The organism is Paenarthrobacter nitroguajacolicus, assembly GCF_031455195.1.
Taxonomy (GTDB): Bacteria; Actinomycetota; Actinomycetes; order Actinomycetales; family Micrococcaceae; genus Arthrobacter; species Arthrobacter nitroguajacolicus_D.
The window spans coordinates 50,123-76,016 of record NZ_JAVDSH010000002.1 but is presented as its reverse complement, the minus strand read 5'-3'; the positions used below and the strand labels follow the sequence as shown (position 1 = coordinate 76,016).

Genomic DNA, 25,894 nt, shown 5'->3' with positions numbered 1-25,894 from the left:
TCACTGCGTGGAACGCTCCAGCGCTCGACGTCCCGCCGGCGGAGCCCGCAAGCCCGGCACGTCGGGCGCCAGCGCTTCCGGCCCCGTGCACTCCCCCAGCGTTTTCGGCACGGGAAGCCCCGGCACCTGCCCCAGCCAACGCTCCACGCCCAGCGGGCCCACCAGCCGGACCCCCAACCACCGACGACATCAGGACACCCCGGCCGGGACAATCCGGCGGATCGAGGTCAGGTTGGAGTACTTTTCCCAGGCGTCCCGGACCTGGATGGTCTGTCCGGGCACGGGTGCGTCGATGGCTTTCCCGTTGCCCAGGTAGATGGAAATGTGCTCGCCGCCGTAGCTGACAAGGAGGTCCCCGGGCTTCGCTTCGGCCAACGAGGCCACAGGGGTTCCTTTCTGCATCTGGTCACTGACCACGCGGGGCAGTTCCACACCCAGGTCCTTGAAAACCCGTTGCACGAAGCCCGAACAGTCCATGCCGACTGCCGGGTTGGTTCCTCCCCAGACGTAGGGCACACCGATGTACTTCTTGGCTGCTGCAACCACGGCGTCACCGGACGCCGTGCCGCCGCTGGAGCCGGCTGCCGCCGCCCCGGTGGCCGCCGTCGTGCTTCCAACACCCGCACTCGCAGCAGTTGCGCTGCCAACAGCCGGCAACAGGGAACCCAGGCCCGACGCAAGGGAGGAGGACGTGCCCATTGCGCTGCTCAGCGCGGAAGCGAAGGACGCGGCGTCGGACGTAGAGGAGGCGGAGGAGGCTGAGGAGGGCGCGGTAGAACGGGCGGCGGGTGAAGTCAGCTGCTGCAGGGACGCTTCGATGTTCTGGATCCGGCCGATGGCGTCGGTCATGCTCACGGGGTGGCCTTCCTGTGCCATGAGGTGGATGCGATCTCGTCCAGTACGCCTTGTTCCGCGTTGAGCAGTGAGGCAACGAAGGCCGCGTCGTGACGGACTTCGAGCTTCTCCAGCCCCACCGCCCTGCGCTTGGCTTCGGTGTATTCGGCGCGGGCGGCGTCGGCGTCCGCCTCGGCGCTGGCTACCAGGGCATCGAGTTCGGCGAGCATGCTCTGCGAGGACGCCCGGGCCGCTGCGATGGCCAGCAACGACGCCGAATCGCCGGCGTGTCCGTCAGACTCGGCAAGGACCTCGCGGGCTTCAGCGCGCCGGACGCGCAGTGACGCTGATCGTGAGTTGGCTGCGGCCAGCCCGCTTTCCGCGGACGTTTGTTCAGCCTGCCGCAGCCTCAACAGCCCGGCAAGGGAAAATTGTCGGTTCACGCCGCTCCTTCAAGGTGTCCAAGGTTTGCTGTGAGCTGGGCCAACGCGTCCCACGACCGGCTGTTGGGCGTCGATTCGCCCATCGGCTGACGCAGGAACTGGTTGATCGCGGCCTCGTGGTCAAGGGCTGCGTCCACCAGCGGGTTGCTGCCGTGCCGGTACGCGCCGACGTCGATCAGGTCCTGCGCGCCGCGTCTCGCCGCCAGGACGCGCCGGAGGGTGACGGCGAGCGCGGTGTGTGCGGCGGGGTTGACTTTGGAGGCCACGCGGGACACGGAACCGAGGACGTCGACGGAGGGAAAGTGTCCGGTGACGGCAAGTTTCCTGTCCAGGACCACGTGTCCGTCCAGGATGGAGCGGGCGGCGTCAGCGATAGGTTCGTTGTGGTCATCGCCGTCCACCAGAACGGTGTAGATGCCGGTGACGGAGCCCGCTTCTGCGGTGCCGGCGCGTTCCAGGAGCCGGGCCAGGACGGAAAAGGTCGACGGCGGGTAGCCGCGTGTCGCTGGCGGCTCACCTGCGGAGAGGCCAATCTCGCGTTGGGCCATGGCCACACGGGTGAGGGAGTCCATCATGAGCACCACATCCTTGCCGGCTTCGCGGAAGGACTCGGCGATGCGGGTGGCGGTGACGGCAGCCCGGAGCCGCATGAGGGCGGGTTCGTCGGAGGTGGCAACCACCACTACGGAGCGGGCCAATCCTTCGGGACCGAGGTCGTCTTCGAGGAATTCGCGGACTTCACGGCCGCGTTCCCCCACCAGGGCGATCACGGAAACTTCGGCGTCGGTGCCACGGGCCACCATGGACAACAGCGAGGACTTGCCCACGCCGGAACCGGCGAAGAGCCCCATGCGTTGGCCGCGGCCCAGGGTGGTCATCGTGTCGAGGACGCGGACTCCGGTCTGCAGGGGCGTGTCGATGCGTGCCCGGCTCATGGCGTTCGGTGCTTCCTGATCCAACGGCACCAAGCGGGAGGGGGGAAGCGGGCCCTTGCCGTCTATGGGTCGGCCCAGTGCGTCGAGCACCCGGCCGAACAGCCCGGCACCGGTGGGTACAAGCATGGGAGACCCCGCGGCCCGTGCGGGTGTTCCGGCCGCGACGCCGGTCAACCGGCCCAGGGGCATGCACCGCACCGTGCCACCCACTGAGGCGACCACTTCGGCGTCGAGCGCTTCCGCTCCGGAGCCGACCGTCACAAGCTCGCCCACCGCGCAGTGCAGACCGGCGATCTCCAGCCCCAGTCCCAGCACGGATGTCACGGTGCCGACGCGTTGCGGGGCGGAGGCGGCCAGAGCTGCACGGAAGCGGTCGGCGTGGGTGCGGTAGGCCGTCACTGGTGGACCTCGAGCAGCGCCCGCCTTGCCCGCTCCAGCGCGGTGCTGATTTGGGCGTCAATCCATCCGTTTGGATACTCCCCGATGGCGTCGCCGGGGCTGAGCGTGGCATCGGCTTTCAGCTCCACACCGGCAATGTCCGCGACACCTGAGGCCTGAAGTGCTGCGATGTCGCGGGGGTGGAGGCGCACTGCAGTGACGGGTTCGACGCCGGTGCTGCCGCCGGCTCCCAGGGCCCGGTTCAGTGCCGCCCGGGCCGTGTCCGCGCCATGGGCGAGCTCGTGTCCGAGGATTGCTTCGGCCAGTTCCAGCGCACTGGCCGCCAGCACGTCCTGCATCTGGCCCAGGGTGACTTCCTGGCGCTGCTGTGCCGCCTGTGCTGCAGCCTGCAGGACCTCCACCGAACGGGCCAGGGATACGCGGCCGGCGTCGAGCGTTTCCTCGTGTTCAGCCCGCAAGCGCTGCTGGAGCTGGAGGTGTTCGGCGGCGGCTGCCTGTATGCCGGCGGCGTAGCCTGCCGCGTGGCCTTGGACAAAGCCCCGGTCGATGTCGTTGGAACGGTCGGTGGGGCTTACGGAGGGGAATGTGATGCGAGTGAAGGGCTCAGTAGACAAAGTCGTCCTCGTCCCCGCGCCGGACCACGATCGCGCCTTCGGCTTCGAGTTCGCGGATGGACCGGACGATCTCCGCCCGGGCTTCTTCCACCTGCGAGGCGCGAACGGGACCGGAGGCAGCCATCTCGGACTCGAGGATTTCAAGGTTGCGGCCGGACATGTTGGCTCGGACGGTATCCAGCACTACGGCGGGGGCGCCCTTCATGGCCACGGCCAGGATGTCGGCGCTGACACCGCGGAGGATCCGCTGGATGTCCCGCGGTTCCAGCTTCACGATGTCCACGAAGGTGAGCATGCGTGCCCGGACCTCGGTGGCGAGCTCGGGATCGAGCGTGCCCAGGCCATCCAGGACGGAGCGTTCGGTGGTGATGTCGGACCGGTTGATGATGTCCACCAGTGGTTGGATGCCTCCGACGATCTCGTTGGACTTCCGCTGCGACATGACCGCGCCGGCCCTGGCTTTGAGGGTCTCGGCCACGATCCCTACGGCTTCCGGCGAAGCTGAACCCATGGTCGCGATGCTGCGGGCAACATCGATGCGCTGGGTGTCGCCGAGGCCCGCCATGACGGCGGAGGCCTTCCCCGGCCGCAGGTGGGCAAGGATCAGCGCAATGGTTTGTGGGAGCTCGCCATCGATCAGGGCCAGGATTTGCCCGGGGTCCATCATTTCCAGGAACTCAAACGACTTCCCGGCCATGGTGGACGCGAGCCGGTCCATGAACCCGGCGGCTTTGTCCGCGCCGAAGGACGCTTCGAGGAGTCCGACGGCGAATTCCTGGCCGCCGCGGGCAGTGCGGCGGCCGCTGACGGCCAGGCCGTGGAATTCGTTGATCACATGGTCCGCGACCACGGAAGACACACGGCGGAGCCGGACGATTTCGGCCGCGATGTCTTCGGCTTCGGATTCGGAGAATTGGGCCATGACGGCTGCTGCGCTGGCCGGGCTCATCTGCATGAGCACCACCGCTACTTTTTGGACCCCGTTCAGGGCCGAGGCTTCGGGGACCACCTGGCTCATACGGATTGCCTTTCATCCATGAGTCCGCGCAGGTACTCGGCGGTGCGTGCCGGGTTGTCGGCCACCATGGCTTCGATTTGGGCGCGCTTCAGCTCGCCGTCGAGGGCCTCGGAGCCTGGCAGCGGCAGGGCCGGGGTGGGCTGGACCGGGGCCTGGGGTTGGATGGAGGTCAGCTCGATCGCGGTGGTCGGCGGGCCGGTGAGGGCCGCCGTCGGAAGGGCTTCCGGGAGGGCGTCGTAGTCCATCCGCTCGCCCAGGTCCACAGGCTCGCGGCGTTGGCGGCGTTTGAGGGTGATGAGCACAACCACGATCAGGGCGATGGCTGCCAGCATGATGCTGCCTGCCAGGATGAGGGTGTTCATCAGGGCTGCGTCTTTGGCAGCTGCGGCGTCGGCTTGCGCGGCACCGAGTGCTTCGGCGGCTTTGTCGGCGGCCGCGGTGCTGAATGGCAGCACCTCAACAGTGACAACGTCACCCCGTCCGGCGTCGATCCCTGCGGCTGAGGTGACCAGGGCACGCACTGAGTCCACGTTCACCCCTCCAGCGGCGGCCTGGTTGATCGCCACGGAGATGGTCTGGCGTTTCACGGCCCCCTGCGGGATGGTCCGGTCTTCGGTGACTTTGTTGACGGCGTTGTTCTTGGTGGTATCGCTGGAATCGTAGGATCCGTTGGCGTTGGTGCCACCGGGCACGGCGATGTTGTCCGGGCCGAGGACGCCCGCGGCCCCGCCACCAGTACCGGTGTATTTTTCGGTCTTGGTGGATTCACTGAGCGCAGGGGTGTTGGCGGCGGGGCTGAACGTTTCGCTGCGCTGCTGGGCGGACTCGGCGGTGACATCGGCTGCGACGGCGACGGTGGCGTTGCCGGGGCCCACCACCTTGTCCAGGACTGCCTTGACGGCATCCGAGGTGCGTTGCTGGTAGTCGGTAGCCTGCTTGGAGGAGGAACCTGTGGCCCCGCCGCCCACGGTGGAGAGGACGTTGCCCTGGGAATCCACCACCGAAACGTTGGTTGGTTTGAGGTTTTCGATGGCCGCCGAGGTCAGGTGCACAATGGCCTGCACCTTGTCAGCGGACAGGGTGGTGCCCGGCTGGGTTTCAACGAACACCGACGCCGTGGCCTCAGGGGTGGTGTCCACGAACACGGACTTTTCGGGAATGGCGAGCCGGACAGCTGCGCTCTTCACGCCCTCCATCGCCTGCACCGTGGTGCTCAGTTCGCCCTCCAGCGCCCTTTTGTAGGTGACGGACTGTTGGAATTCGGAGGATGTGACACCCAGTTTGTCCAGCAGCGAATATCCGGTGGCAGCAGCGGACGGGAGCCCGGCCGCAGCCGCCTTCAGCCGTTCGTCGTACACCTTGTCCTCCGGGACCAGGATGGTGGAACCGCCGTTGCTGAGCTCGTAGGGGATGTTGTCTTTCCGGAGCTGCTCCACGATGCTGTTGGCGTCGGTGTCTTTCAAACCGGAGAACAGTGGTGAGTAGGCGGGCTTTCCCAACCATGCCGTCAACGCGACGCCACCGAGCACCAGCACGGCCACGCCCAGGATGGCGAGGGTGCGCTGGGCGGGGCTGAACGCCTGGACCCCGCTACCGAGCTTACGGAAAAACTGGGAAATCGCCGGTGGCATCAGGCCTGCATCCTCATGATCTCGTTGAACGCGTCAGTACCTTTGTTCCGGACGGCGGCCACCAGTTCAAAGGTCACCTGAGCTCGGGTGGATGCAAGGGTTGCTTTGTGGATGTCGTCCAGGTTGCCGGTCACCGCGGACACGGCCAGTTCCTTCGACGCAGATTGCAGGGACTGCAAATTGTCGACGGCGCCGGTCAGCGCAGCTCCGAAGTCGCCGCCGGTGGTGGCTGGCGCCGCCGGGCTTGCGTAGCCGGTTCCGCTCACGCCTTGGATGGCTGTTATGGGGCCGATGGCCATCAGGACTTTCCTATCTCAAGGGCCGCGAGGTATGTTTCGCGCGCACGGTCAACCATTTGGGCGTTGGCCTGGTAGCCGCGTTGGGCGATGATCAACGTACCCATTTGCTCCGCCATGTCGATGTCCGGGTACCGGACGTTGCCGTTGGCATCGGCCAAGGGGTGGTCCGGTTGGTAGACAATCCGGCCTTCGCCATTTCCCAGCGGCGTGCTCTTGACGTACACACCGTCGCCGTTGGTGCCCTCCGCAGCCTCGACGTAGCGTGCACGGAAAGCTTGCCCGCTGGTCCTGGACGCGTTGTTCATGTTGGCGAGGTTGTCCGAGACTGCATCCAACCATTTGCGGTGGACTGTCAGCGCGGAACCGGCGATACCGATTGCGTCAAACGTCATGAGTTGGTCCTCAGCGCAGTTCGGAGGGACGTGAATTCGCCGGCCACTGCCCTTGAGGCGAATTGGTACCGCAGCACCGTGTCAATGTTGGAGAGGGTTTCAGTGTCCAGGTTGACGTTGTTGCCGTCGGTCCGGGTGGGCTCATCGGACGGGGTGATGGAGGCATTGACGTTGCCGTCGCCTGAACGCACCGAGGCGGCCAGTTGGTCTTCGAAGGACACTCTTTTGGCCTGGTAATTGGGCGTGTTGACGTTCGCGATGTTGTTGGCGATGGTCCGCTGGCGCAAGGAAAGCGCGTCCAAGGCGCTGGCCAAGGCGGCGGAAGTCACGGATTCAAGCACAAAGTCCTCACCTGGTGGTGTCCTAGGCCAATCCGTGGCCATGCATCGAGCGATCCCTGCTCAGCAACAGTTATCGGCAGCGCCTGCGAACCCGTTAGGAAAACAGGTCCACAAAATTTGGCACGCTCGGTGCGCACTTCCAGATCCAACGTTGTGGGGCCCGTTCTGCGTGCCTTTGCGCTGAAATGGGGCGTAGACCGGGCCTCACACGCCGTCCGTCGGGGCGGCTTTCTTGTCCACGCTGGCCGTCAGTTGGTCGATGCGGTCCAAGGCTTCGCTGAGCCGGGCGACCGTTGCCCACAGCCTGGGGTGTTCCTCCCGCACGTTCTCCAGTTCGTCACCGGCCGACGTGAGCGAGGAAAGGTCGAAGCTCACATTGGTCCTGGCACCTGCAATCGCTGCCCTGAGCGCGCCGAAGGCGACCACGACATCGGCGATAAGCGCCGGATTTCCGTGCGAAGCAAGCCATCCGAGGTCCTCGATAGCTTCGATGGCCCGGTCGCCCAGGACAGCCGATGCTTTGGCCGCGTCGACGGATGCCCGGTGGATTGCTTCGTCGCGTTCCGGTCCTGGGTCCAGGCGGAAGGCGGCGCCGAACGACTTGGATGCGGCAGCGTCGTCGTCGGCCAACCGCAGTGCCGTTTCGCGCAGTGCCTTGGCCCGTCCATGCAACTCCTCCAACTCGGACCCCTGCTCCCCCTGAGCCTCCGTGTATCCGGCCACCATCGAGGTAAGCGACGCAGCGATGGCCAGCATCACCCCGGTTCCCGCGCCACCGCCGGGCGAGCCCGTGGACTGGGCGAGGGCCTCCGTCCACGCTTCCACCGTGGACGCCTGAGTTGTCACTGACCCGGAATCATTCATGGCACCAGTCTGCCCTTTGGCTTCCCAGCGTGCGTGGATTTCGCATCGATACACTGGCCGTACCGACGACGTCGAAAGAAAAGGGCAACCCATGACCATTGACCTCGAAGAGTTGTACAAGGACCTGCACGCGAATCCTGAACTCTCCTTCCAGGAAGTCCGAACTGCCGGGATCGCCGCGCAACACCTCCAGGATCTTGGCTTCACCGTGAACCGCAACGTGGGAAAGACAGGCGTGGTGGGGGTGCTGGAGAACGGCCCCGGCCCGGTGGTCATGCTCCGTGCGGACATGGACGCTCTTCCAGTCAAGGAAGCCACCGGCCTGGACTACGCGAGCACAGCGACAGGCGTCGATCATGAAGGCAAGGACGTTCCCGTCATGCACGCCTGCGGGCACGATGTGCACGTGACCTGCCTGGTGGGGGCTATTGAAGCACTGGCCGGGCAGCGGCAGGAATGGCAGGGCACCCTGATTGCGGTGTTCCAGCCCGCCGAGGAATGGGGTGGGGGCGCCCAAACCATGGTGGAGGACGGCCTCTACCACCAGGTTCCGAAACCCGATGTCGTCCTGGGCCAGCACGTGGCCCCGTTCCCGGCCGGATGGTTCGGCATCCGCCCGGGCGTCACCATGGCATCCGCGGACTCCCTTAATGTGACCCTGCACGGACGCGGCGGCCACGGCTCCCGCCCCGAAACCACCGTTGACCCGGTCCTTATGGCTGCCGCGGCCACGGTCCGGTTGCAGGGCATCGTTTCACGGGAACTCGCCGCCAGCGACTCCGCAGTGGTGACGGTGGGACAAATCCATGCCGGAACCAAGAACAACATCATCCCCGAGACCGCGAGCCTTGGGCTCAGCGTGCGGTCCTTCAGCAACACCACCCGGGATAAGATCCTGGGTTCCATCGAACGGATTATCCAGAGCGAAGCAACGGCTTCCGGTGCTGCCAAGGACCCGGAGTTCCATTACGAAGAGCACTTCCCCTTGACGGTCAACGATGAAGCCGCTGCCGCACGGGTCAAAGCCGCATTCCAGGCAACCTTCGGCGAAGGGCACATCATCGATCCGGGACCGGTGTCAGGCAGCGAAGACGTGGGAGCTCTGGCCAAGGCCGCCGATGCTCCCCTGGTGTTCTGGTTCCTGGGCGGAGCGGATCCTGCCCTCTTCCAGGAGTTCGCCACTACGGGCCGCCTGCCGGAGGACATCCCCTCCAACCACTCCCCGTACTTCGCGCCGGTGATCCAGCCAACCCTGAAGCGCGGAACGGAAGCACTGGTCACGGCGGCCCGCGAATTTCTCGGTTCCGCGCCCAGCTAGGTCAGCCGCGCACGTCGAGCAGCAGCGGCCTGTCCGAAGCCGAGCCCGAAGGAACGGCGTCGATGGCACTTAGCTGCGTGCCGGCGTCGTGCTTCAACCGCGTAAGCATGGCCACCGCGTCCGCCTGGGCATCAAGGATCCGACGGACGCGGTCGGCCAGGGCAGCGGGTAAGGGACCCGCGTCTGTCGGCGGCACCCACCGCGCTGCCGGACCACCCGAAACGGCAAGGGCAATGTCGTGTTCAAAACCGTCCAGGATCGCGGACCAGGCCTCAAGCGACTCCAAGGGCCCTGCCTGACGAAGCCGTAGACGCAGCCGGAGCGTCAGCCGACAACGCAGCCGAGGCCTCGTGCCAGCCTTGGCGGAGCGGCTCCAGCAGGCCGATGCACTCCTTGGTCCGTTCCACGTCCCGGTAAATGTTGGCGCCGATGAGGGATTCCATGGAGTAGTCGTAGATGCTCGCGAGTGAAGCCGCGCCATCCCAGGCATCGGTGCGCAGCGTGGAGCGCAGCTCAGCCACGATCGCCTGGGCATGCAGCAGGTTCTCCCGGGCCGTGTCCCAGCTGCTGCTTTCCTGCGCCAGTTGGGCGCGTTTGAGGTCGAGCAGGAGCCGATCGTAAAGCATGGTGAGCAGACGCGCCGGAGGTGCCGAGAGGATGGCGTCGTCGTTGTACCGGGAAAGTTGCTGGGCGCGGAGAGACATCATGCTCCTGAAGACTGCTTGGAGAGGCTGGAAATTTGGCCGGACAACCACGCCGACTGGGACTGGAGGCCGCCGAGCAGCACCTCCATGTTGGTATAAACGGATTGGAGGGTTGCGCGGCGGGTAATGAGGCGCTGATCCCAGTCCGCGATCCTGTTGCCAAGGTCGCGTACTTCAGATTCGCGGCCTTTGATCAGGCCGGACACCGCGCCCTTGTATGGATCAGAGGCGGCGGTGGCTGCCTCAGCGAGCCTGGCTGCCAACCCCTGAACGGCGGCTTGTGTGGCGGCGGGGTCCGCTGCGAGGGATTTGGCGAACTTGTCGGCGTCGAAGGTGAAGTCGCCAGCCTTGGTGATGTTGATTCCATACTCGGAGGGCGACTTCCCGTCGATAGGCCGGGACAGTGCTGTGAGTACTTGGTCGTTGACGGCGCGGACGGTGCTGTTGCCGGTGAAGATTCCTGCTTTGGGCACTGTGGCGCCCTTGGCATCCGTGGTCTTGGAAACGGCCGAGTAGATGGCAATGAACCCCAAGACATCGTTCACCGACTTGACCAGGTCCTCGGCCTTCTTGGTGATCCCGGGAACGTCGCTGGCCACCGTCACGGTCACGGGCGCGGTGGTCACAGCCGTGGCCGTGACCGAGACGCCGGGAAGAACGTCCGCGAAAGTATTCGTCCCGGATGTCAGGACCTGCGCGGCGGGCGTACCGGCATACAGTGTGGCTTTGGCGTCCTGGGCGGACTTCACGACGGCGGCACCCGGCTCCGCCATCAGGTCCACCGCGGTGCCGTCCCCCACTTGCGCGGAGGTGCCCTGGTAGGCGGTAAAGGCACCTGCTGCGCCCGCCGTGGTGGCAGTCAGCTGCAGACGGTAACTGCCGTTGCCGGCTGGAACCTTCACGGCGTGCGCGCCGGCGGAGGCTGCGTTGATCGCCGAGACCACGTCATCCAAGGAAGTCCCTGACGGGGCAATCTCGGTCTTCTTACCCGTGGAATCGACAATCGTGAGCTTTTCCGGCACGCCACCGTTCGAAGGCCACGAAGTCATGGCCGCGGTGACGCTGACTTGAGTCTGTGCCAGCTGTGTCACTGTCAGGTCGATCGAACCGGCGGTGGCCACCGTCGTGGTCTTCGCCGTGATGGCGGGTGAACTGCTGGTTGCGGTGAACAGGTTCAGGGCACCGGCAACCGTCCCGGCAACGGAGAGGTCCTTCAGCGCCGTGAGTTTGGTGTTGAAGGATTGCAGCGTGGAAATGATGGTCTGGTTGGACGCCAGCTTGGTCTTGAGCTGGGTCTGCGGCAGGGCTTCGACGGACATCAACGAGTTGATGATGTCGGTGGTTTTGAGGCCGCTGACAAGGCCATCGATAGCTGTTCCCACGCGTGTCCCTTCCGGAAGGCTCGTATTACTGGCTGTTCGACGACGGCCGGCCAGGATGGGGCCTGGCCGGCCGCCGTCGACTCATGCGGCTAAATGCTGTGAAGGCTTAGCGCAGGAGGGAAAGGACACCCTGGCCGGACTGGTTTGCCTGGGCCAGCATGGCGGTGCCGGCCTGGGACAGGATGTTGGCCTTGGTGTACTTGACCATTTCAGCTGCCATGTCCGTGTCGGCGATGCGGGACTGTGCAGCCTGCAGGTTTTCGCCGGAGACGTTCAGCGTCTTGATCGCGTGGTCCAGACGGTTCTGGTTGGCGCCAAGGTCCGAACGCTGTGCGGAGACCGTGGTGATCGCTGCGTCAATCGCGGTGATCGTGGTCTGGGCGGCGGCGTTGGTGCTCACGTCGAAGCCGGTGGCACCGGTGGCCGAGGACAGTGTGCCCGCAGCCGTTGCGACGTCGCCGAGGGTGACTGCAATGGTGTCGTTGGCTGTACCAGCGGTACCGACCTGGATGTTCTTGGAGCCGCCCTTGAGCAGGTCGATGCCGTTGAAGTTGGTGGACTGCGTGATGCGGTCCAGCTCCTTGCCCAGCGAATCGGCTTCATCCTTGATCGCGTCGCGTGCCGCCGTGTTGTTCGTGTCGGATGCACCCTGGACTGCGAGGTCGCGCATGCGCTGCAGTACGGAGTGGACCTCGCCGAGGGCGCCTTCAGTGGTCTGGATGAGGCTGATGCCGTCCTGGGCGTTACGGGCGGCAACCGCGGAGCCGCTGACCTGGGACTTGAGGCCTTCCGAGATGGCAAGGCCGGCTGCGTCGTCTGCAGCACGGTTGATGCGCAGGCCGCTGGAGAGCTTCTCCATCGACTTGGACAGGGTGTCCTGGGTGGCGTTCAGGTTGCGGTACGCGTTGTTCGCCATCAGGTTGTTGTTGATCTGCATGCCCATGTTGTTTTCCTCCATGATGTGGACTTACTGTGCAACAGCCCATCCGTGGGCCGTCACACAGCACTATCGACTGGCCATCGCGGACCCGTTAGGAAAAATCCCAAGGAAAGATTCAGGAACCATGCCGCCTAACCCCAGCCAGCCAGCGGCCGATAGCTAAAGGGGAGTTGGCGGGAGGTACGCCATCACACCCGCACCCGATACCGACCAGAACTGGAGTTGACCCCTGTGGCCATCCATGAACTGTCAGCGCTGCTCTGGCGCGAGCGCGAACTTCTGGATCTCCTGACCTTCAAGCTCGAAGAAGAGCAGCTGCTCCTGACAGCTGGCAAGTCCCGTTGGCTGCCCCACGGGACCCGGGAAGTGGAGCAGGTCCTGGAACGCGTTTCACAGGCAGGGCTGGCCCGTACGGTGGAGATCGCGGCCGTCGCCGCTCAATGGGGTGTCTCCCAGGATTGTTCCTTGGCCGAGCTGGCCGCCGCCGCGCCGGATCCCGCCTGGGCCGAGGTCCTCACGTCCCATGTCACGGCGATGCGCCAGCAGGCAGCGGCCATCAAGGAACTCCGAGATTCCAATGAACAATTCCTGCGCGCAGCCGTCCGTTCCACCCAGGAAACACTTGCCGACCTGAAACCCGCGGCCGGAACCTACGACTCCCACGGCCGGACCGGGGACCGATCGGCCTCGCACCTGGTCGACCGGCAATTCTGACCGTCCACTCAGCGAAAAGGACATCATCACGTGAGCACTTTCGGCGGACTCAACACGGCATACCGCGGCCTCACCGCGGCACAGCAGGGCATCAACCTGGCGGGCCAGAACATCGCCAACGCCACCACCCCCGGCTACACCCGCCAACGGCTGGACCAGTCGGCCATCGGCGCGCCCGCCCCGATTGGACTGAACCCCGCCACGGGCCAGGCCGGCCAAGGCGTCTCGGTGGACGGTATCGCGCGGCTCGGCAGCAGTTTCCTGGACGCCGGGGTTCGCAGGACCGGGGCGCAGTCCGGCTTCGCGGGGATCCGTTCCACGGAACTCCAACGGCTTGAAGACACACTGCAGGAACCCGGACCGCACGGAATTTCGACGGCGCTGCACACCTTTTGGGCATCATGGCAGGGAGTCTCCAACCACCCAGGCGAATCCGCTCCGGCGTCGGTCCTTCTTGAAGCTGCCTCTACCCTCAGCGAAACTGTCTCAGCCGGTTACAAAGCACTCGACGCCCAGTGGAGCCGGGTGCGTGGCGAAACCTCGGCCACCGTGGAAGAACTGAACGACACAGCAGGCAGGGTGGCCGACTTGAACGCCACCATCCGCTCGGTCCTGGCCTCGGGGGGTTCCGCGAACGAACTCATTGACACGAGGAACCAGCTGACGGAGTCCATAGCTGCGCTGGCGGGCGGCACCGTCCGGGAGAATCCGGACGGCACCGCCGACGTGTTCATCGGCGGCAACGCCTTGGTATCGGGGACGTCGCACCGCGCGCTGACTCTGGCGGGACAAACCTCCATGGGCGGCTCCGGACAGCCGGTTCAATTGGAGTGGGCGGACCGCTCCGGCCTTGCGGTTAACCTCGACGGCGGCCAACTCGCCGGAGCGGTCTCCCTCCTGGCCCCTGCGGCTGCGGGAAGCAAGGGAGCCGGAACAGGGGGCGCGATCGCCGAAGCAGCAGCGGCTTACAACGCCTTTGCCACCCAGATGATGAACGACGTCAATGCAGTCCACCGCACAGGCCAGACGGCCAGCGGTGCCGGCAACCTCGACTTCTTCACCAGCACGCCCGGCGTCCCCGTCGCACTGTCCCTCCGGGTGGTTCCCACCAGTGCCGCGGGCATTGCCACCGGCGCACCCGGGGCCGGCTCCCTGGACGGGAGCATCGCGGACGCCGTGGCCCAAATCGGCTCGAAGCCGGACGCACCTGACACCTTCTGGAACGGAGTGGTGGCTGGCATTGGCATGGCCTCCAGGTCAGCCCAGCAGCACTCGCAGCTGGCAGACGCGGCGACTGTCGCCGCCGTCGGACAGCGTTCCTCTGCCGCCTCGGTGAGCCTTGATGAGGAGAACGTCGCACTTCTCGCCAGCCAACATGCCTACCAGGCTGCGGCGCGCGTCATGACCGCTATCGACGAAGCCCTGGATGTCCTGATTAACCGCACCGGATTGGTGGGAAGGTAAGCCGTGCTCAATCGCGTCACCAACCAGATGATGTCAGCCTCCGCGCAGCGGAACCTCCAGACCGCCCAATCCCGACTCGCCGAGTTGCAGGAACGGGCCCAGACGCTGAAGAACATCAGCCGCCCATCCGACGACCCCGCGGGTGCCGCCCAAGCCATCGCCATGCGCGCCCAGCTCAGCGCGGCCACGCAGTACGGCTCCAATATCAGCGACGGCAATGGCTGGCTCGCTGCTGCGGACACGGCTTTGGGACAGTCCACCAACATCCTCAACCGCGTTCGCGACCTCGTGGTCCAGGCCTCCAACGGCACGCTCAACAGCAGCGCCAAGGAGGCCATCGCCGTCGAGATCGAAGGCTTAGGCAAGGACCTGCTGACCCAGGCCAACACGCAGTACTTGGGCCGCAACGTCTTCGCCGGCAGTTCGGACACTGTGGGCGCGTTCACCAGCACCACTCCCCCGACGTACATGGGCGCTGGAGGTGGTTCCGTGGAACGTCGCGTTGACGCGGCCCGGACAGTGCGCGTGGATTCCGACGGCGGTGCGATCTTCGGGGATGGCACCGGCTCCGTTTTCGCCTTGGTGAGTGACGTCGTCGCCGATATCCGTTCCGGCGCCGACCCCAACGCCCGGCTGGCCGCGATCGGCGACCGGATCAAGGCCGTGATCGACGGCCGCTCCGATGTCGGCATGCGGCAAACGCGGCTCGGGCAGGCCCAGGACTCGCTGGAGGGGATGAAGGCTACGCTGGAAAGTCAAAGGTCCCGTGTGGAAGACATGGACTTGGGAAAGGCGGTCATGGATTTGAAATTGCAGGAAACCAACTACCAGGTGGCACTCGCCGTTTCGGCCAAGGTGCTCCAGCCGACGCTCATGGACTTCCTCCGATGAACACGGCATTGGCGTTCGACACCCTCGCTTTTGCCTCCCCCATGCCGGGGCTGGAAGCAGCCGAGGGATTCTCCCTGCGCGGCATCGCCGGCGCAGAAGGTCTTTACGCCCTGGAAGTGGAAAAGCCGCGCGTGCGGATGTTCGTAGCTGATGCCTCCGTGTACGTTCCGGACTATGAGCCGGCCGTTCCGGCGGCGTCCTTGGAGGCCTTGGGGCTTGCCAGTGTTGCCAACGCGACGGTCCTGGTGGTGGTCAACCCGGCTCCGGAGAAGACCACCGTGAACCTCATGGCACCCCTCCTGGTCAACGCGGAGGGCACCTGCCTCCAAGTGATCCTGGACGGCGCCGTGTACCCGCTCCGGGCAGAGCTTGCACGCCAGGTGTAGTGTCCCGGCAGGTTGTTGACACGGTCTGCGCAGCGAAAAGGCGCTGCCGCAGCAGCGCCTTTCAGGTGGGTCAGTTCTTCGGTTCAGTCCAGGATGATGCCTAGACTTTCTCGCGGATGCGGTCGATCTTCGGTTCGGAAACCTCGAATTCCCTGCGACGGCGGGCCAGGAAGGTCCACAGCGTTCCTTCCGTCCGTGGACGGCTCGGTGCTGCGGCTTCTGTTTCCTTGACTGGCTCAGACGTGTGAGTCTCGGGCTTGCGCGCGGAGTCCTTCTTCGTGCGCCGCTCGAAGTCGTCATAGTACGCGTAGCACATACCCAACCTCCTTCAACGGCTGTCCCTTAATGGTCCTCGCTCTTGGTCCGTACGTCGACCCTTTTGCTCAGATTCGGACAGCCAACCGAGCAGCTTCCACGGCCAGGGTGGTCTCTTCAAGGATCAGGTCCGCGTTGATGGCAGCCCCGGCCATGCCCCCTGACGCTGCCGACGCCATGACCTGGCCCGTGAGGTCCGTGACGTTTCCGGCCGCCCACACCCCGGGGACCGAGGTAGCCCCGCCGGGCTGGCTCACTTCCACGTGCCGGCCCACGCCCATCGGGTGTTCCACCGTGGAGATACCCAAGGACTCAAGGATCGCGGACCGTGCCTCCACCCGCGGCCCGGCCACGAGTGCGTCCACGGGAACCACCTTTCCGGATTCCAGGACCACACCGGCCAACGCATCGTCGGCAACTTCCAGGGAACGGACCTTGCCCTCCACCACGGTGATGGAACGGGCCACGAGTTGCTCCCATTGCTCCTCGGTTGGCTCCACAATGTCGTTGAGGAAGAGCGTGATGGAGGGGCTCCACTGGCGGAACAGCAGTGTTTGGTGCAAGGCCATGGGCACGGATCCCAGGATGCCGATTGCCTTGTTCCTGACTTCCCACCCATGGCAGTACGGGCAGTGCAGGACGTCTTTGCCCCAGCGCTCCCGGATCCCCTCCACGTCGGGCAGGATGTCCACCACGCCGGTGGTCACCAGCAGGCGCCGGGCACCCACGGTGCGGCCGTCCGCCAGGTCCACCTCAAAGGCGGGCGGCCCAACGGTGCCCGGTTCCGCCGTCGTACGCTGCTCCCCCGTGGAACGCGCCGCGACGGCCTCCCCGCGCACGACGTCGGCCCCGTAATGGATTGCCTCCCGGCGGCCCAATTCCTGCAGCTCCATAGGGCTGATTCCATCCCTGGAGAGGAAGTTGTGCACTCCGGCCGCTGGCGCGTTCCTGGGTTCGCCGGCGTCGATCACCAGGACCGAGCGAAGGGCACGTCCCAAGCTGACGGCCGCACTTAACCCAGCTGCGCCACCACCAACCACCACTACGTCGTACTGTTCGGCTATCCGGCTGTTTATTGTTTGCTGACCCACTATGCCTCCACGTCATCGAAGCGGCCCTACGCCGCCTCTTCCATGGTTTGGCACGTCGCCTTCAAACGGCAAGGAAGTTTGCCACTATGGCAAACTGGATCCATGGCAACAGACTTCAGCCCCATGCTCGACGCCGTCGGTCCCCGCCTGAGGGCGATGCGGACGCAGCGCAATGTGACCCTCGCGGAAGCTTCGGAAGCCACAGGCATCTCCGTCAGCACCCTCTCCAGGCTGGAGTCGGGCCAACGGAAGCCGACGCTGGAGCTGCTCCTGCCCTTGGCGCGACTCCATCAGGTCCCGCTGGAGGAGCTCATTGACGCCCCGGAAACCGGCGATCCACGCATCCACCTCAAGCCGCACGTCCACCCTTGGGGCACGGCACTTCCCTTGACGCGACGACCCGGCGGCATCCAGGCATTCAAGATGGTGCTCAGGGGCGCCACCGGCAAGGAAACTCCTGAGCCGCAGTCACACGAGGGCTACGACTGGATGTACATCCTCAATGGCCGGCTGCGACTGGTCCTGGGCGGGAACGACTTTGTGCTCAAGCCTGGCGAAGTGGCCGAATTCGATACGCGAACGCCGCATTGGTTTGCGAGCGCCACCAAGGACCCGGTGGAGCTGCTCACACTCTTCGGTCAACAGGGCGAACGAATGCATGTGCGGGCACGCCCACAGCGCCAGGGCTAGGACGCGAGCCGTTCACGCTCGCCGCGTCGGGCGGTCCCGGGTTCGGGTTGGTTGATTTCGGCCCACACTTCATCGAGGGAGAGGCCCAGGACGTCGGCGATCGCGGCCACCGTGGGGAAGGCGGGGGTTGCTACCCTCCCGGATTCGATCTTCCGGAGGGTTTCAGGGGAAACCCTGGCATCCAGCGCGGTTTCGAGCATGGACCTCCCTCCCCTGGCGCGTCGCAAAAGGGCGCCGAGACGCTGTCCGCGCTCGGCCTCTGCGGGTGTGAGGGGCAGCCTGACCATGGCTCCAATTGTAATACCGGGATAATATGGCCGGGATAGTTATTGGTAATCCCGCGAAAGGCCTCCATGATCGAGATCCTGACCCCCACCGAACTGCTCCGAGCAAAGGATTCCGGCGCCCTGGTCGCCAACATCCTGTACACACTCAGGGACCGATGCACAGTGGGCACGAACCTCCTGGACATCAACCAATGGGCAAAGGAAATGATCCTTGAAGCGGGCGCACAGTCCTGCTACGTCGACTACGCACCGTCCTTTGGCCGGGGACCCTTCGGGCACTACATCTGCACCGGCGTTAACGACGCCGTCCTCCACGGAAAGCCCCACGACTACGCCCTTGCCGACGGCGACCTGCTGACCCTGGACCTCGCGGTTTCCCTTCGAGGCATTGCAGCAGACTCCGCGATCAGCTTCATCGTGGGCGACTCGAAGCCCGCCGAAAGCGTGGCGATGATTGAAGTGACCGAGCGCGCCCTGCGTGCCGGGATTGCCGCAGCCCGCCCGGGTGCCCGGATCGGCGACCTCTCCTACGCCATCGGTTCCGTTCTCACCGACGCCGGGTACCCGGTCAACGTCGAATTTGGCGGGCACGGCATCGGATCCACGATGCACCAGGACCCGCACGTACCCAACATGGGCCGCCCCGGACGCGGATACAAACTGCGCCCCGGACTGCTGCTGGCGCTCGAGCCGTGGGTCATGGCGGACACCGCGCAGCTTGTCACCGACGCCGATGGATGGACCCTGCGCAGCGTCACCGGCTGCCGCACGGCACACAGTGAGCACACCATCGCCATCACCAGCAACGGAGCGGAAATCCTGACACTGCCAACCCTCGGCAACTGAGCCGCCCGACCGGGTCGGAGAAGTCACATATGAATTGGATTCATTTTGGGCCTTGCGCCCGGGCGTGACACAAGCCATACTAAATGAACGCTATTCATTTAGTGACTGTCGTCTCACCGGAGTACATGCCACCATGATTGAACTTTCCCGCCTCGAAGCCCCTACCTCCTTGGCCAGCACCACGCAACAACCTTCGGCCATCTAGAAAGGGCCCCACATGAGCCAGACAATCCGCCGCAGCAGCATCGACGCTGCAGAGTCGCACAACATCAGCGGCAAGGGACTGAAGACGGGGCAGTTGGGGCTCCTCGCCGTCGTCGTTCTTGGCATTTCAACCATCGCCCCGGCGTACACCCTGACGGGTGCGCTCGGCCCGACCGTCAACGAAGTCGGGCTCCAGTTGCCCGTCATTTTCCTGATCGGGTTCATTCCCATGATCCTGGTGTCGCTCGCTTACCGGGAGCTCAACGCTGACTCCCCGGACAGCGGCACCACCTTCACCTGGGTCACCAAGGCCTTCGGCCCGTGGGTTGGCTGGATGGGTGGCTGGGGCCTGCTCGCAGCGAACATCATCGTCCTGTCCAACCTGGCAGGCGTCGCGGTGGACTTCTTCTACCTGTTCCTGGCCCAGGCCACGGGCTCACCCGAGCTTGCGGACCTGGCCTCGAACAAGCTCCTGAACGTTGCCACCTGCTTCGTCTTCGTGGCACTGGCCGTCTGGATCAGCTACCGCGGCCTGCACACCACCAAGATCGTGCAATACGGCCTGGTCGGTTTCCAGCTGCTGGTCCTGGGCCTGTTCGTCGCCATGGCGTTTGCCAACTGGTCCACCTCCGAGACCGCAATCCCGTTCAGCTGGGACTGGTTCGACGTGACCAAGGTGGAAACCTTCGGCCAAATTGCCGCTGGCATCTCGTTGTCGATCTTCGTGTACTGGGGCTGGGATGTCTGCCTCACGGTCAACGAAGAAACGGCCAACGGCAAGAAGACAGCCGGACTCGCAGGAACGCTCACCGCTGTCATCGTCCTGGGCATCTACCTGCTGGTCACCATCGCCACCATGATGTTCGCCGGTGTAGGTGACACGGGAATCGGCCTGAACAACGCCGAGAACCATGCAAACGTCTTCACCGCGCTGGCCTCCCCGGTCATGGGTCCGTTCGCCATCCTGATGTCCCTCGCGGTGCTGTCCTCCTCCGCGGCCTCCCTGCAGTCCACGTTTACGTCGCCGTCCCGCAGCCTGCTTGCCATGGCGCACTACGGCGCCCTGCCCGGGCGGTTCAGCCACATGAGCAAGAAGTTTTCGACGCCGGGCTTCGCCACCGTTGCTGCGGGCGTCCTGTCCGCGGGGTTCTATGCCGTAATGCACGTGATCAGCGAGAACGTCCTTAACGACACCATCCTGGCCCTGGGCCTGATGATCTGCTTCTACTACGGGCTCACCGCGATCGCCTGTGTTTGGTACTTCCGCAACAGCGTCTTCTCCAGCGCCCGGAACTTCTTCCTGCGGCTCGTTTGCCCGTTGCTGGGTGGCCTGGGCCTGTTCGTGGTGTTCATTCAGACCGCCGTGGACAGCTGGGATCCGGAATTCGGCAGCGGTTCGGAAATCTTCGGTGTGGGACTCGTGTTCGTGCTTGGCATCGGGATCCTGGCCCTGGGTGGCGTGGTCATGCTGGTTCAGGCCCGCATGCGTCCCGGGTTCTTCCGCGGCGAGACCATCCGTAAGGACACCCCGGCACTGGTAGTTCCGGAGTAGCCGGTCCGCACGGCTCGCGTTCCGCCGAGTTCGTGGGAAAGCGGCCAGCTCGCAGGGAAGTCTCCCGCGAACTGGCCGCTTTCCCGCGTTTTGGCGAGCCGCAGCCGTCCTGATCACCAGTGGTGGGCGACGTCCACCACCAGGCGGGACCCGCCGTCGGGCCCATCCAAGGTGAGAACCCTGAACGGAAGCCGGGCACGGACACCTAGCCCAACGCTGGTGGTTCCTTCGAAGCTGCCCGCGAAGACCACCTGCCGGAACGTCTGGTACCCGGAAACATTGGACAGTTCCGCCTTGGCTGCGGGTTCATAGGTGGGCTGGCCACTCTGGTTGTACGCCGGCGCCGTCACAACCACCTGCAGGTCCGCGTCCCCCAGCACCGGAATGGGGAAGCCGGTTGGGTCCTGGGTCACCACCGGAACATACTGCACGGAATAGCCGGCAACCTTCCCGGCCATATCGATCACCAGGCGGTCGAAGCACGGCTGCTGGCCGGTGCGGACGCCTGTGACGTTGGCGGCGCTCATATCGGGATCGGCCTTGGCCAGTGAACCCCACGAGATCCCGCAATACGTGGCGGCCGAGGCTGGTCCCGGCGCCACCAGACCGAGTCCGGCTGTTGCCACCACGGCCGCCAAACCCGCTCCCAATTTCCTCATTTTTTGTGCCCCCTTCAGGCGACGTTGATACTTCAACATTAGGAGGCTGGGAGGGGCTTGGGGCGGGTTGTGGCCACTTCGGCACGCAACCGTTAAAGGGTGCGCCGATCGGTTACGGGAGGGTCATGGCAGGGCACTGCAGGCGGTGTTCAAGGGCCGAAAATGGGGTCTCCATACCTTAGTTCGTGATCGAAGATAACGAGACCCCGGCGTTACCTAGCCTTCGCAGTCCTTGCAGTACTTCAAGCCATTCTTTTCCAAAGCCACCTGCGACCGGTGGCGGACCAGGAAACAGGAACCACAGGTGAATTCGTCGGACTGCTCAGGGACCACAATGACGGTCAGCTCTTCGCCCGAAAGATCAGCGCCGGGAAGGTCGATTCCTTCTGCGGTGTCGATGTCTTCAACGTCGATGACCGCGGTCTGGGCACCGCCGCCACGGGATGCCTGGAGGGCCTCAAGCGATTCAGCGGGAGACTCTTCTTCTGTCTTGCGCGGGGCGTCGTAATCAGTAGCCATTGAGTGTTCGCTTTCGTTGCTGCATAGTGCCTATTCCGGCACCTCAGTGATGCAGTTTAGGGCATGGCACCCGCAATGGACGAAAAGTGTGCCCAACGCAACATTCTCAGGCTTTCCGACACTGCCGAAGGCTATATTCCTTGCCTCGAAGCGTGGGATTGAATGGCCTGCGAACCTGCAACGGTCACCCCGCTGAGTGCCGGCAACCACGTCAAATCCGCAGCACCGGATCCGGGGCTCCCCGAGTCCGGCCCAGCGCAGTCCATCACGTAGGCGGCTTCAATCACGGAGCCCAGCTTGGCGAGCACGGTGGCGGCCCAGCCTCCAAGAGTCGATGCGATCATGCGGCCACGCTATCCACCGCGTGGTCCGGGGCGGTTTCAGGTACGTCACGGGCTTGTTAACTGTCAGGCCCGTCCGTGTTCACTCAGCCAGTGCCTGCTCCACGATGTACTCCGCGATGGCCATCGACGACGTTGCCCCCGGCGAAGGTGCGTTGCGAACCATCACCGTGTCCCGGCGTCGTGCAATCACAAAGTCGTCCACCAGCGAACCGTCACCATTCATGGCCTGGGCACGTACTCCGCGCGTAACAGGCAGGACGCTGGCACCCTCGAGCGAGGGCACGAAGCGCATTGCCTCGCGGATGAACTTCTTCTTGCTGATGACGGTCTGGAATTCCCGGGCGGCAGACGGCACGTTGTGACGGGCAAAATTCCAGAAGCCCGGAAAGAGCGTGTAATCAAGGACGTCGCGGACATTCACGTCTTTCCAAGCGTAGGATTCACGCCCAAAGGAGATAAACGCATTGGGGCCCAGCATCATTTCGCCGTCTATGCGTTTGGTCAGGTGCACGCCGAGGAAAGGATGCTTCGGGTCCGGCACCGGATAAATCAGGCCTTTCACGTGCTCCCTGGCTTCGCGCCCCAGAAGGAAGTATTGCCCGAAGAATGGCACTATCCGCGGAGTCGAGGGCTCTCCTGTTGCTTTGGCGAGGCGGTCGGATTGAAGGCCTGCGCACGTAACCACCAGGTCATAGTGTTCGTTGCCGTCTTTCGTGGCCACCACCACGCCGCTCCCCTGCTGTTCCAGCGACGTCACCTCCGTCCCAAGGCGGATGGTCCCGCCGACGGTGCGGACGTCGTCGGCGAGCGCTTCGGTAATAGCTGTGTAGTCGACGATCGCCGTTTCGGGTGAGTGCAAAGCAGAAAGCCCGACGGCGTTCGGCTCCACCTCGGGTATCTGGTCGCCGCGCAGCATCCGTGCTCCGGGGACCCCGTTGGCCGTGGCACGGGCGAAGATGCTGTCCAGGCGCTTCTGCTCTTCGGGCGTTTGGGCGATGACCAGTTTCCCGCAAGCCTCGTAAGGCAGGCCCTTGGCCGCGCAAAATTCCTGGAGCAGTTGCACTCCCCGGCGGCACAGCCGGGCCTTCAAACCGCCGGGTTCGTAGTAGAGGCCCGCGTGGACCACCCCTGAGTTGTGCCCGGTCTGGTGGGCCGCGAGGTGGTCTTCCTTCTCATAAACGGTGACCTGGACGTCGTCGAGCGTATTGCTGAGTTCCCTGGCCACCGCGATACCGATAATCCCGCCGCCAACCACCGCGGCGCGCTTGATGCTTCGTGTGGACATGGCACTCCTCGTCGTTGGGGTCGGTCCGCGTCAGTCACAGCATGTCATGCCGGCCCAGTGGCGGGTGCAGGCCGGGCACGCAGAAGGGGCGGCACACTGGTGCCGCCCCTTCTGTTTGGTGCGTGTAAGACTAGGCCGTCGGCTGGTCGAAACGCTGGCCGGCCGGGTTGGACGGCAGGAGCGAAAAGACCAACAGTGCCAGTCCGCCAAGGCCCGGAATCAGGCCGATGAGGACGAGCCAGCCACTGAAGTTGCCGTCGTGAAGGCGACGAACCAGCAGGGCGATGGACGGGATCAGGACGGCCAGGTAGAAGACGACAATCAGGATAAGCCCGACCACGGCGCCCGGCCCCGGAACGGAGTTTCCGCTGGAGTCGACCGTCGCACCTGCTGCACCGAGAATGCCGGTGAGCAACTGCAGCACGAAGCCAACGACGCCCAGAACCAGTGCAACCCACCAGTACTCACTGCGGCTGGCGCGGCCGCTGAAGGCGGTGTACTTCTTGAAGAAACGCTTGACTGCTGCGCCGATCGGGGCGCCGTAGTAGGGAGCCCACAGTGGTGGCTCGCCGGCTTGTGCGGCGTAGGGCTGGGTCTGTTGAGGTTGTTGCGGGTAAGTGCTCATTGGTATTTCCCCCGGGGTAGGTGTGAGGCGCTCAGGTGATGAGTCGTGCCTTATCGTAATGCCCCCGGAGCAAATAAAGCAGTTTGATGGACAAAGTTAACCCGGATTTAGTCTGTTGACGGATTATTTCCCCCAAACCCTCACTCACAAACCACCCCCATCCCCCAAACCCTCACTCACAAACCACCCCCATCCCCCAAACCCTCACTCAGCCATCGTTCGGATGTGAGCGAACGTCCAAACCAAACAGGCGGGATGTGAGAGAGCGCCCAAACCAAACAGGCGGGATGTGAGAGAGCGCCCCCATCAAACAGGCGGGATGTGAGCGAGCGTCCAGGGGCAGGGGACCCTTATTGAGCGAATTGCTTGCGGAGGTCCATTTTGCGGATCTTTCCGCTGGCAGTCCGCGGCATTTCTTCGACGAACACCACCGATTTGGGGATCTTGTACCTGGCCAGGCGACTCTCCAGGTGTGAGCGCAGCTGTTCCTCCGTAAGAGCGGCACCCTCACGGAGGGTGACGATGGCCCGGGGCACTTCACCCCATTTGTCGTCGGCAACTCCGATGACGGCCACGCTCCCCACCGAAGGCAGCTCCGCAATGGCAGCTTCCACTTCGGCCGGGTAAATGTTCTCGCCTCCGGAAATGATCATGTCCTTGATCCGGTCCGAGACGAAGAGGAAGCCTTCTTCGTCCTGGTGGCCCATGTCGCCCGAGCGGAACCAGGAAGAGTCCGCGTAACTGTCGGCGGTTGCCTCCGGCCGGTTCCAGTATTCCTTGATGACGTTGGGGCCAGACACTTGGATTTCTCCCACCGCGCCGCGAGCAGCAACACCGCCCAGGGGATCAGCGATCCGCACATCCGTGAAGAAATGCGGCAATCCCGCGGATCCGGCCTTTTCCTTCGACCGGGAAACCGGCAGCATGGTTGCCCCGGGCGCGGTCTCGGTCATGCCATAGCAACTGGTGAAGCCGATGCCGCGCTCCTCATACGCATCCAGGACACGCTGCGGAACGGCAGAACCGCCGCAGGTGAGCTTGTCCAGGGAGCTGAGGTCCGCCGTCGACCATTCCGGATGGTCGCAGAGCATCTGGAAGGTGGTGGGGACGCCGTTGAGCGTGGTGACTTTGTGCCGTGCCACCAGTTCCAGTACCCGTCCGGCGTCGAATTTTGCTTCGAGAACCACGGTGGCGCCCTTGAGCAGCATCGGCAGCAAGCCCATGTCCAGGGACGCCACGTGGAACAGGGGCGAGATCATGAGGGCCACGTCGTTGCGGTTCAGGTCCATGTCCACCACCGTGTTGATGCAGTTCCAGGTGATGTTGCCGTGCGTCAACAGCGCACCTTTCGGCTTGCCCGTGGTGCCGGAGGTGTAAAGGATCATGGCGCCGTCGTCCAGGGTCACCGGTTCGTCCAGGGCAACGGCGGCGGAGGCCCCAATCACCTCACCATAGTGCTCGACGCCGGATGGCAGCTCGTCAGCGGAACTGTCAGTGCCGTCGTCGGGCGCCACCACAAGACGGTGTGTTACCACTGTGTCTGTCACGGACGCGGACGCCACGACTTCCAAAGCGGAAGCGTTGACCAGGAGCCGCGCGCCGGAGTCTTGCAGTTGGAACTGCAGTTCCGGGGCAGCGAGCCGGGTGTTGAGCGGCACGAAGATGGCCCCGACCAGCCCGCAGGCAAAGAAGGTCTCCACAAAGGAGGGGTGGTTTTCCCCGAGATAAGCCACCCGGTCCCCCTTGGTCACACCCCTGGCGACCAGTGCATTTGCCAGGCGATCGGTGCGGGTGGAGAGTTCGTCGTAGCCCAGGACCCGGCTGCCGGAGACGAGGGCCGCTTTGCCCCCGGACTTGGCACGGCGGCGGTGCAGCCAGGATCCAACTCCGTTGTTGTCCATGGTCCGT

General features: G+C 64.6%; 31 protein-coding genes. 8 read left to right on the top strand and 23 right to left on the bottom strand.

What is annotated here, in order from left to right; translation table 11 throughout:
- Positions 1–189 precede the first annotated feature (189 nt).
- The 10 genes from J2Y68_RS04155 to J2Y68_RS04110 all read right to left on the bottom strand — a co-directional run bounded on the left by J2Y68_RS04155 (position 190) and on the right by J2Y68_RS04110 (position 7,770).
- Positions 190–849 (bottom strand): C40 family peptidase, encoded by a 660-nt coding sequence (locus J2Y68_RS04155; protein WP_309991611.1) that lies wholly within the window; start codon positions 847–849, stop codon positions 190–192.
- Positions 850–851: 2 nt separating this feature from the next.
- The gene (locus J2Y68_RS04150; RefSeq protein ID WP_309990125.1) at positions 852–1,277 is read right to left on the bottom strand and encodes a flagellar FliJ family protein; all 426 of its coding nucleotides are present in this window, start codon (positions 1,275–1,277) and stop codon (positions 852–854) included.
- Complete coding sequence (locus J2Y68_RS04145) at positions 1,274–2,611, bottom strand: FliI/YscN family ATPase (protein WP_309990122.1); 1,338 nt, start codon at positions 2,609–2,611, stop codon at positions 1,274–1,276. The genes J2Y68_RS04150 and J2Y68_RS04145 overlap by 4 nt, the downstream gene beginning before the upstream one ends.
- A complete protein-coding gene (locus J2Y68_RS04140; protein WP_309990119.1) occupies positions 2,608–3,225 on the bottom strand; it encodes a FliH/SctL family protein in 618 nt (205 codons plus the stop codon). The genes J2Y68_RS04145 and J2Y68_RS04140 overlap by 4 nt, the downstream gene beginning before the upstream one ends.
- A complete protein-coding gene (gene fliG, locus J2Y68_RS04135) occupies positions 3,215–4,243 on the bottom strand; it encodes a flagellar motor switch protein FliG (RefSeq protein ID WP_309990117.1) in 1,029 nt (342 codons plus the stop codon). The genes J2Y68_RS04140 and fliG overlap by 11 nt, the downstream gene beginning before the upstream one ends.
- On the bottom strand, positions 4,240–5,874 hold the full coding sequence (gene fliF, locus J2Y68_RS04130) for a flagellar basal-body MS-ring/collar protein FliF (protein WP_309990115.1): 1,635 nt from the start codon (positions 5,872–5,874) through the stop codon (positions 4,240–4,242). Before fliF ends, fliG begins: the two co-directional genes overlap by 4 nt.
- On the bottom strand, positions 5,874–6,173 hold the full coding sequence (locus J2Y68_RS04125; RefSeq protein ID WP_309990111.1) for a flagellar hook-basal body complex protein FliE: 300 nt from the start codon (positions 6,171–6,173) through the stop codon (positions 5,874–5,876). Before J2Y68_RS04125 ends, fliF begins: the two co-directional genes overlap by 1 nt.
- Positions 6,173–6,565, bottom strand: a complete 393-nt coding sequence (locus J2Y68_RS04120; protein ID WP_309990109.1) for a flagellar basal body rod protein FlgC — start codon at positions 6,563–6,565, stop codon at positions 6,173–6,175. Before J2Y68_RS04120 ends, J2Y68_RS04125 begins: the two co-directional genes overlap by 1 nt.
- Positions 6,562–6,906, bottom strand: a complete 345-nt coding sequence (gene flgB / locus J2Y68_RS04115; protein ID WP_309990106.1) for a flagellar basal body rod protein FlgB — start codon at positions 6,904–6,906, stop codon at positions 6,562–6,564. Before flgB ends, J2Y68_RS04120 begins: the two co-directional genes overlap by 4 nt.
- A gap of 204 nt (positions 6,907–7,110) precedes the next feature.
- Positions 7,111–7,770 carry a cyclodeaminase/cyclohydrolase family protein gene (locus J2Y68_RS04110; protein WP_309990103.1) on the bottom strand — a complete coding sequence of 220 codons (660 nt, stop codon included), beginning with the start codon at positions 7,768–7,770 and terminating at the stop codon, positions 7,111–7,113.
- Positions 7,771–7,861: 91 nt separating this feature from the next.
- Here J2Y68_RS04110 and J2Y68_RS04105 point away from each other — a divergent pair, with 91 nt between their 5' ends.
- A complete protein-coding gene (locus J2Y68_RS04105; RefSeq protein WP_309990102.1) occupies positions 7,862–9,088 on the top strand; it encodes an amidohydrolase in 1,227 nt (408 codons plus the stop codon).
- Position 9,089: 1 nt separating this feature from the next.
- Here the strand turns inward: J2Y68_RS04105 and J2Y68_RS04100 are convergent, their stop codons facing one another.
- The 4 genes from J2Y68_RS04100 to J2Y68_RS04085 form a co-directional block, all read right to left on the bottom strand.
- Entirely contained in the window at positions 9,090–9,374 is a 285-nt protein-coding gene (locus J2Y68_RS04100; RefSeq protein WP_309990099.1) for a hypothetical protein, read from the bottom strand.
- A complete protein-coding gene (gene fliS, locus J2Y68_RS04095; RefSeq protein ID WP_309990095.1) occupies positions 9,361–9,795 on the bottom strand; it encodes a flagellar export chaperone FliS in 435 nt (144 codons plus the stop codon). The genes J2Y68_RS04100 and fliS overlap by 14 nt, the downstream gene beginning before the upstream one ends.
- On the bottom strand, positions 9,792–11,174 hold the full coding sequence (fliD, locus tag J2Y68_RS04090) for a flagellar filament capping protein FliD (protein WP_309990092.1): 1,383 nt from the start codon (positions 11,172–11,174) through the stop codon (positions 9,792–9,794). The genes fliS and fliD overlap by 4 nt, the downstream gene beginning before the upstream one ends.
- A gap of 106 nt (positions 11,175–11,280) precedes the next feature.
- Positions 11,281–12,117, bottom strand: coding sequence for a flagellin N-terminal helical domain-containing protein (locus J2Y68_RS04085; RefSeq protein WP_278251948.1), 837 nt, complete (start codon positions 12,115–12,117; stop codon positions 11,281–11,283).
- 228 nt (positions 12,118–12,345) lie between these two features.
- On the opposite strand from J2Y68_RS04085, the gene J2Y68_RS04080 reads away from it, so the two are divergent.
- From J2Y68_RS04080 to J2Y68_RS04065, 4 genes are read left to right on the top strand one after another with little or no spacing between them, the layout of a single operon-like run.
- Positions 12,346–12,828: a flagellar protein FlgN gene (locus J2Y68_RS04080; RefSeq protein WP_309990087.1), complete on the top strand. Its 483-nt coding sequence runs from the start codon at positions 12,346–12,348 to the stop codon at positions 12,826–12,828.
- A gap of 30 nt (positions 12,829–12,858) precedes the next feature.
- A complete protein-coding gene (flgK, locus tag J2Y68_RS04075) occupies positions 12,859–14,292 on the top strand; it encodes a flagellar hook-associated protein FlgK (protein WP_309990085.1) in 1,434 nt (477 codons plus the stop codon).
- Between the two features lie 3 nt (positions 14,293–14,295).
- Positions 14,296–15,183: a flagellar hook-associated protein FlgL gene (flgL, locus tag J2Y68_RS04070; protein ID WP_309990081.1), complete on the top strand. Its 888-nt coding sequence runs from the start codon at positions 14,296–14,298 to the stop codon at positions 15,181–15,183.
- A complete protein-coding gene (locus tag J2Y68_RS04065; protein ID WP_309990078.1) occupies positions 15,180–15,569 on the top strand; it encodes a flagellar assembly protein FliW in 390 nt (129 codons plus the stop codon). The genes flgL and J2Y68_RS04065 overlap by 4 nt, the downstream gene beginning before the upstream one ends.
- Before the next feature lie 100 nt (positions 15,570–15,669).
- Here the strand turns inward: J2Y68_RS04065 and J2Y68_RS04060 are convergent, their stop codons facing one another.
- Both J2Y68_RS04060 and J2Y68_RS04055 read right to left on the bottom strand, forming a co-directional pair.
- Complete coding sequence (locus J2Y68_RS04060; RefSeq protein WP_309990075.1) at positions 15,670–15,885, bottom strand: hypothetical protein; 216 nt, start codon at positions 15,883–15,885, stop codon at positions 15,670–15,672.
- A gap of 67 nt (positions 15,886–15,952) precedes the next feature.
- Positions 15,953–16,975 (bottom strand): NAD(P)/FAD-dependent oxidoreductase, encoded by a 1,023-nt coding sequence (locus J2Y68_RS04055; RefSeq protein WP_309990072.1) that lies wholly within the window; start codon positions 16,973–16,975, stop codon positions 15,953–15,955.
- 102 nt (positions 16,976–17,077) lie between these two features.
- Here J2Y68_RS04055 and J2Y68_RS04050 point away from each other — a divergent pair, with 102 nt between their 5' ends.
- A complete protein-coding gene (locus J2Y68_RS04050; protein ID WP_309990069.1) occupies positions 17,078–17,665 on the top strand; it encodes a helix-turn-helix domain-containing protein in 588 nt (195 codons plus the stop codon).
- Here J2Y68_RS04050 and J2Y68_RS04045 read toward each other — a convergent pair.
- Complete coding sequence (locus J2Y68_RS04045; RefSeq protein ID WP_309990067.1) at positions 17,662–17,952, bottom strand: helix-turn-helix domain-containing protein; 291 nt, start codon at positions 17,950–17,952, stop codon at positions 17,662–17,664. The two genes, J2Y68_RS04050 and J2Y68_RS04045, sit on opposite strands and share 4 nt — an antisense overlap.
- Positions 17,953–18,018: 66 nt before the next feature.
- Between J2Y68_RS04045 and map the strand changes: the two genes are divergently transcribed.
- Together map and J2Y68_RS04035 are read left to right on the top strand one after the other, a co-directional pair.
- Positions 18,019–18,798 (top strand): type I methionyl aminopeptidase, encoded by a 780-nt coding sequence (gene map / locus J2Y68_RS04040; protein WP_309990064.1) that lies wholly within the window; start codon positions 18,019–18,021, stop codon positions 18,796–18,798.
- A gap of 217 nt (positions 18,799–19,015) precedes the next feature.
- Positions 19,016–20,554 carry an APC family permease gene (locus J2Y68_RS04035; RefSeq protein WP_309990062.1) on the top strand — a complete coding sequence of 513 codons (1,539 nt, stop codon included), beginning with the start codon at positions 19,016–19,018 and terminating at the stop codon, positions 20,552–20,554.
- Positions 20,555–20,667: 113 nt separating this feature from the next.
- Here the strand turns inward: J2Y68_RS04035 and J2Y68_RS04030 are convergent, their stop codons facing one another.
- From J2Y68_RS04030 to menE, 6 genes are all read right to left on the bottom strand, one after another.
- Positions 20,668–21,213 carry an AMIN-like domain-containing (lipo)protein gene (locus J2Y68_RS04030; protein WP_309990059.1) on the bottom strand — a complete coding sequence of 182 codons (546 nt, stop codon included), beginning with the start codon at positions 21,211–21,213 and terminating at the stop codon, positions 20,668–20,670.
- 216 nt (positions 21,214–21,429) lie between these two features.
- Positions 21,430–21,732, bottom strand: coding sequence for a DUF4193 domain-containing protein (locus J2Y68_RS04025; protein ID WP_211712788.1), 303 nt, complete (start codon positions 21,730–21,732; stop codon positions 21,430–21,432).
- Between the two features lie 131 nt (positions 21,733–21,863).
- Positions 21,864–22,076: a hypothetical protein gene (locus tag J2Y68_RS04020; protein WP_309990056.1), complete on the bottom strand. Its 213-nt coding sequence runs from the start codon at positions 22,074–22,076 to the stop codon at positions 21,864–21,866.
- 79 nt (positions 22,077–22,155) lie between these two features.
- Positions 22,156–23,361: an L-2-hydroxyglutarate oxidase gene (gene lhgO / locus J2Y68_RS04015; RefSeq protein WP_309990053.1), complete on the bottom strand. Its 1,206-nt coding sequence runs from the start codon at positions 23,359–23,361 to the stop codon at positions 22,156–22,158.
- Between the two features lie 130 nt (positions 23,362–23,491).
- Positions 23,492–23,986 carry a DUF805 domain-containing protein gene (locus J2Y68_RS04010; protein WP_309990051.1) on the bottom strand — a complete coding sequence of 165 codons (495 nt, stop codon included), beginning with the start codon at positions 23,984–23,986 and terminating at the stop codon, positions 23,492–23,494.
- 350 nt (positions 23,987–24,336) lie between these two features.
- Positions 24,337–25,887: an o-succinylbenzoate--CoA ligase gene (gene menE, locus J2Y68_RS04005; RefSeq protein WP_309990048.1), complete on the bottom strand. Its 1,551-nt coding sequence runs from the start codon at positions 25,885–25,887 to the stop codon at positions 24,337–24,339.
- Between the last annotated feature and the right edge of the window lie 7 nt (positions 25,888–25,894).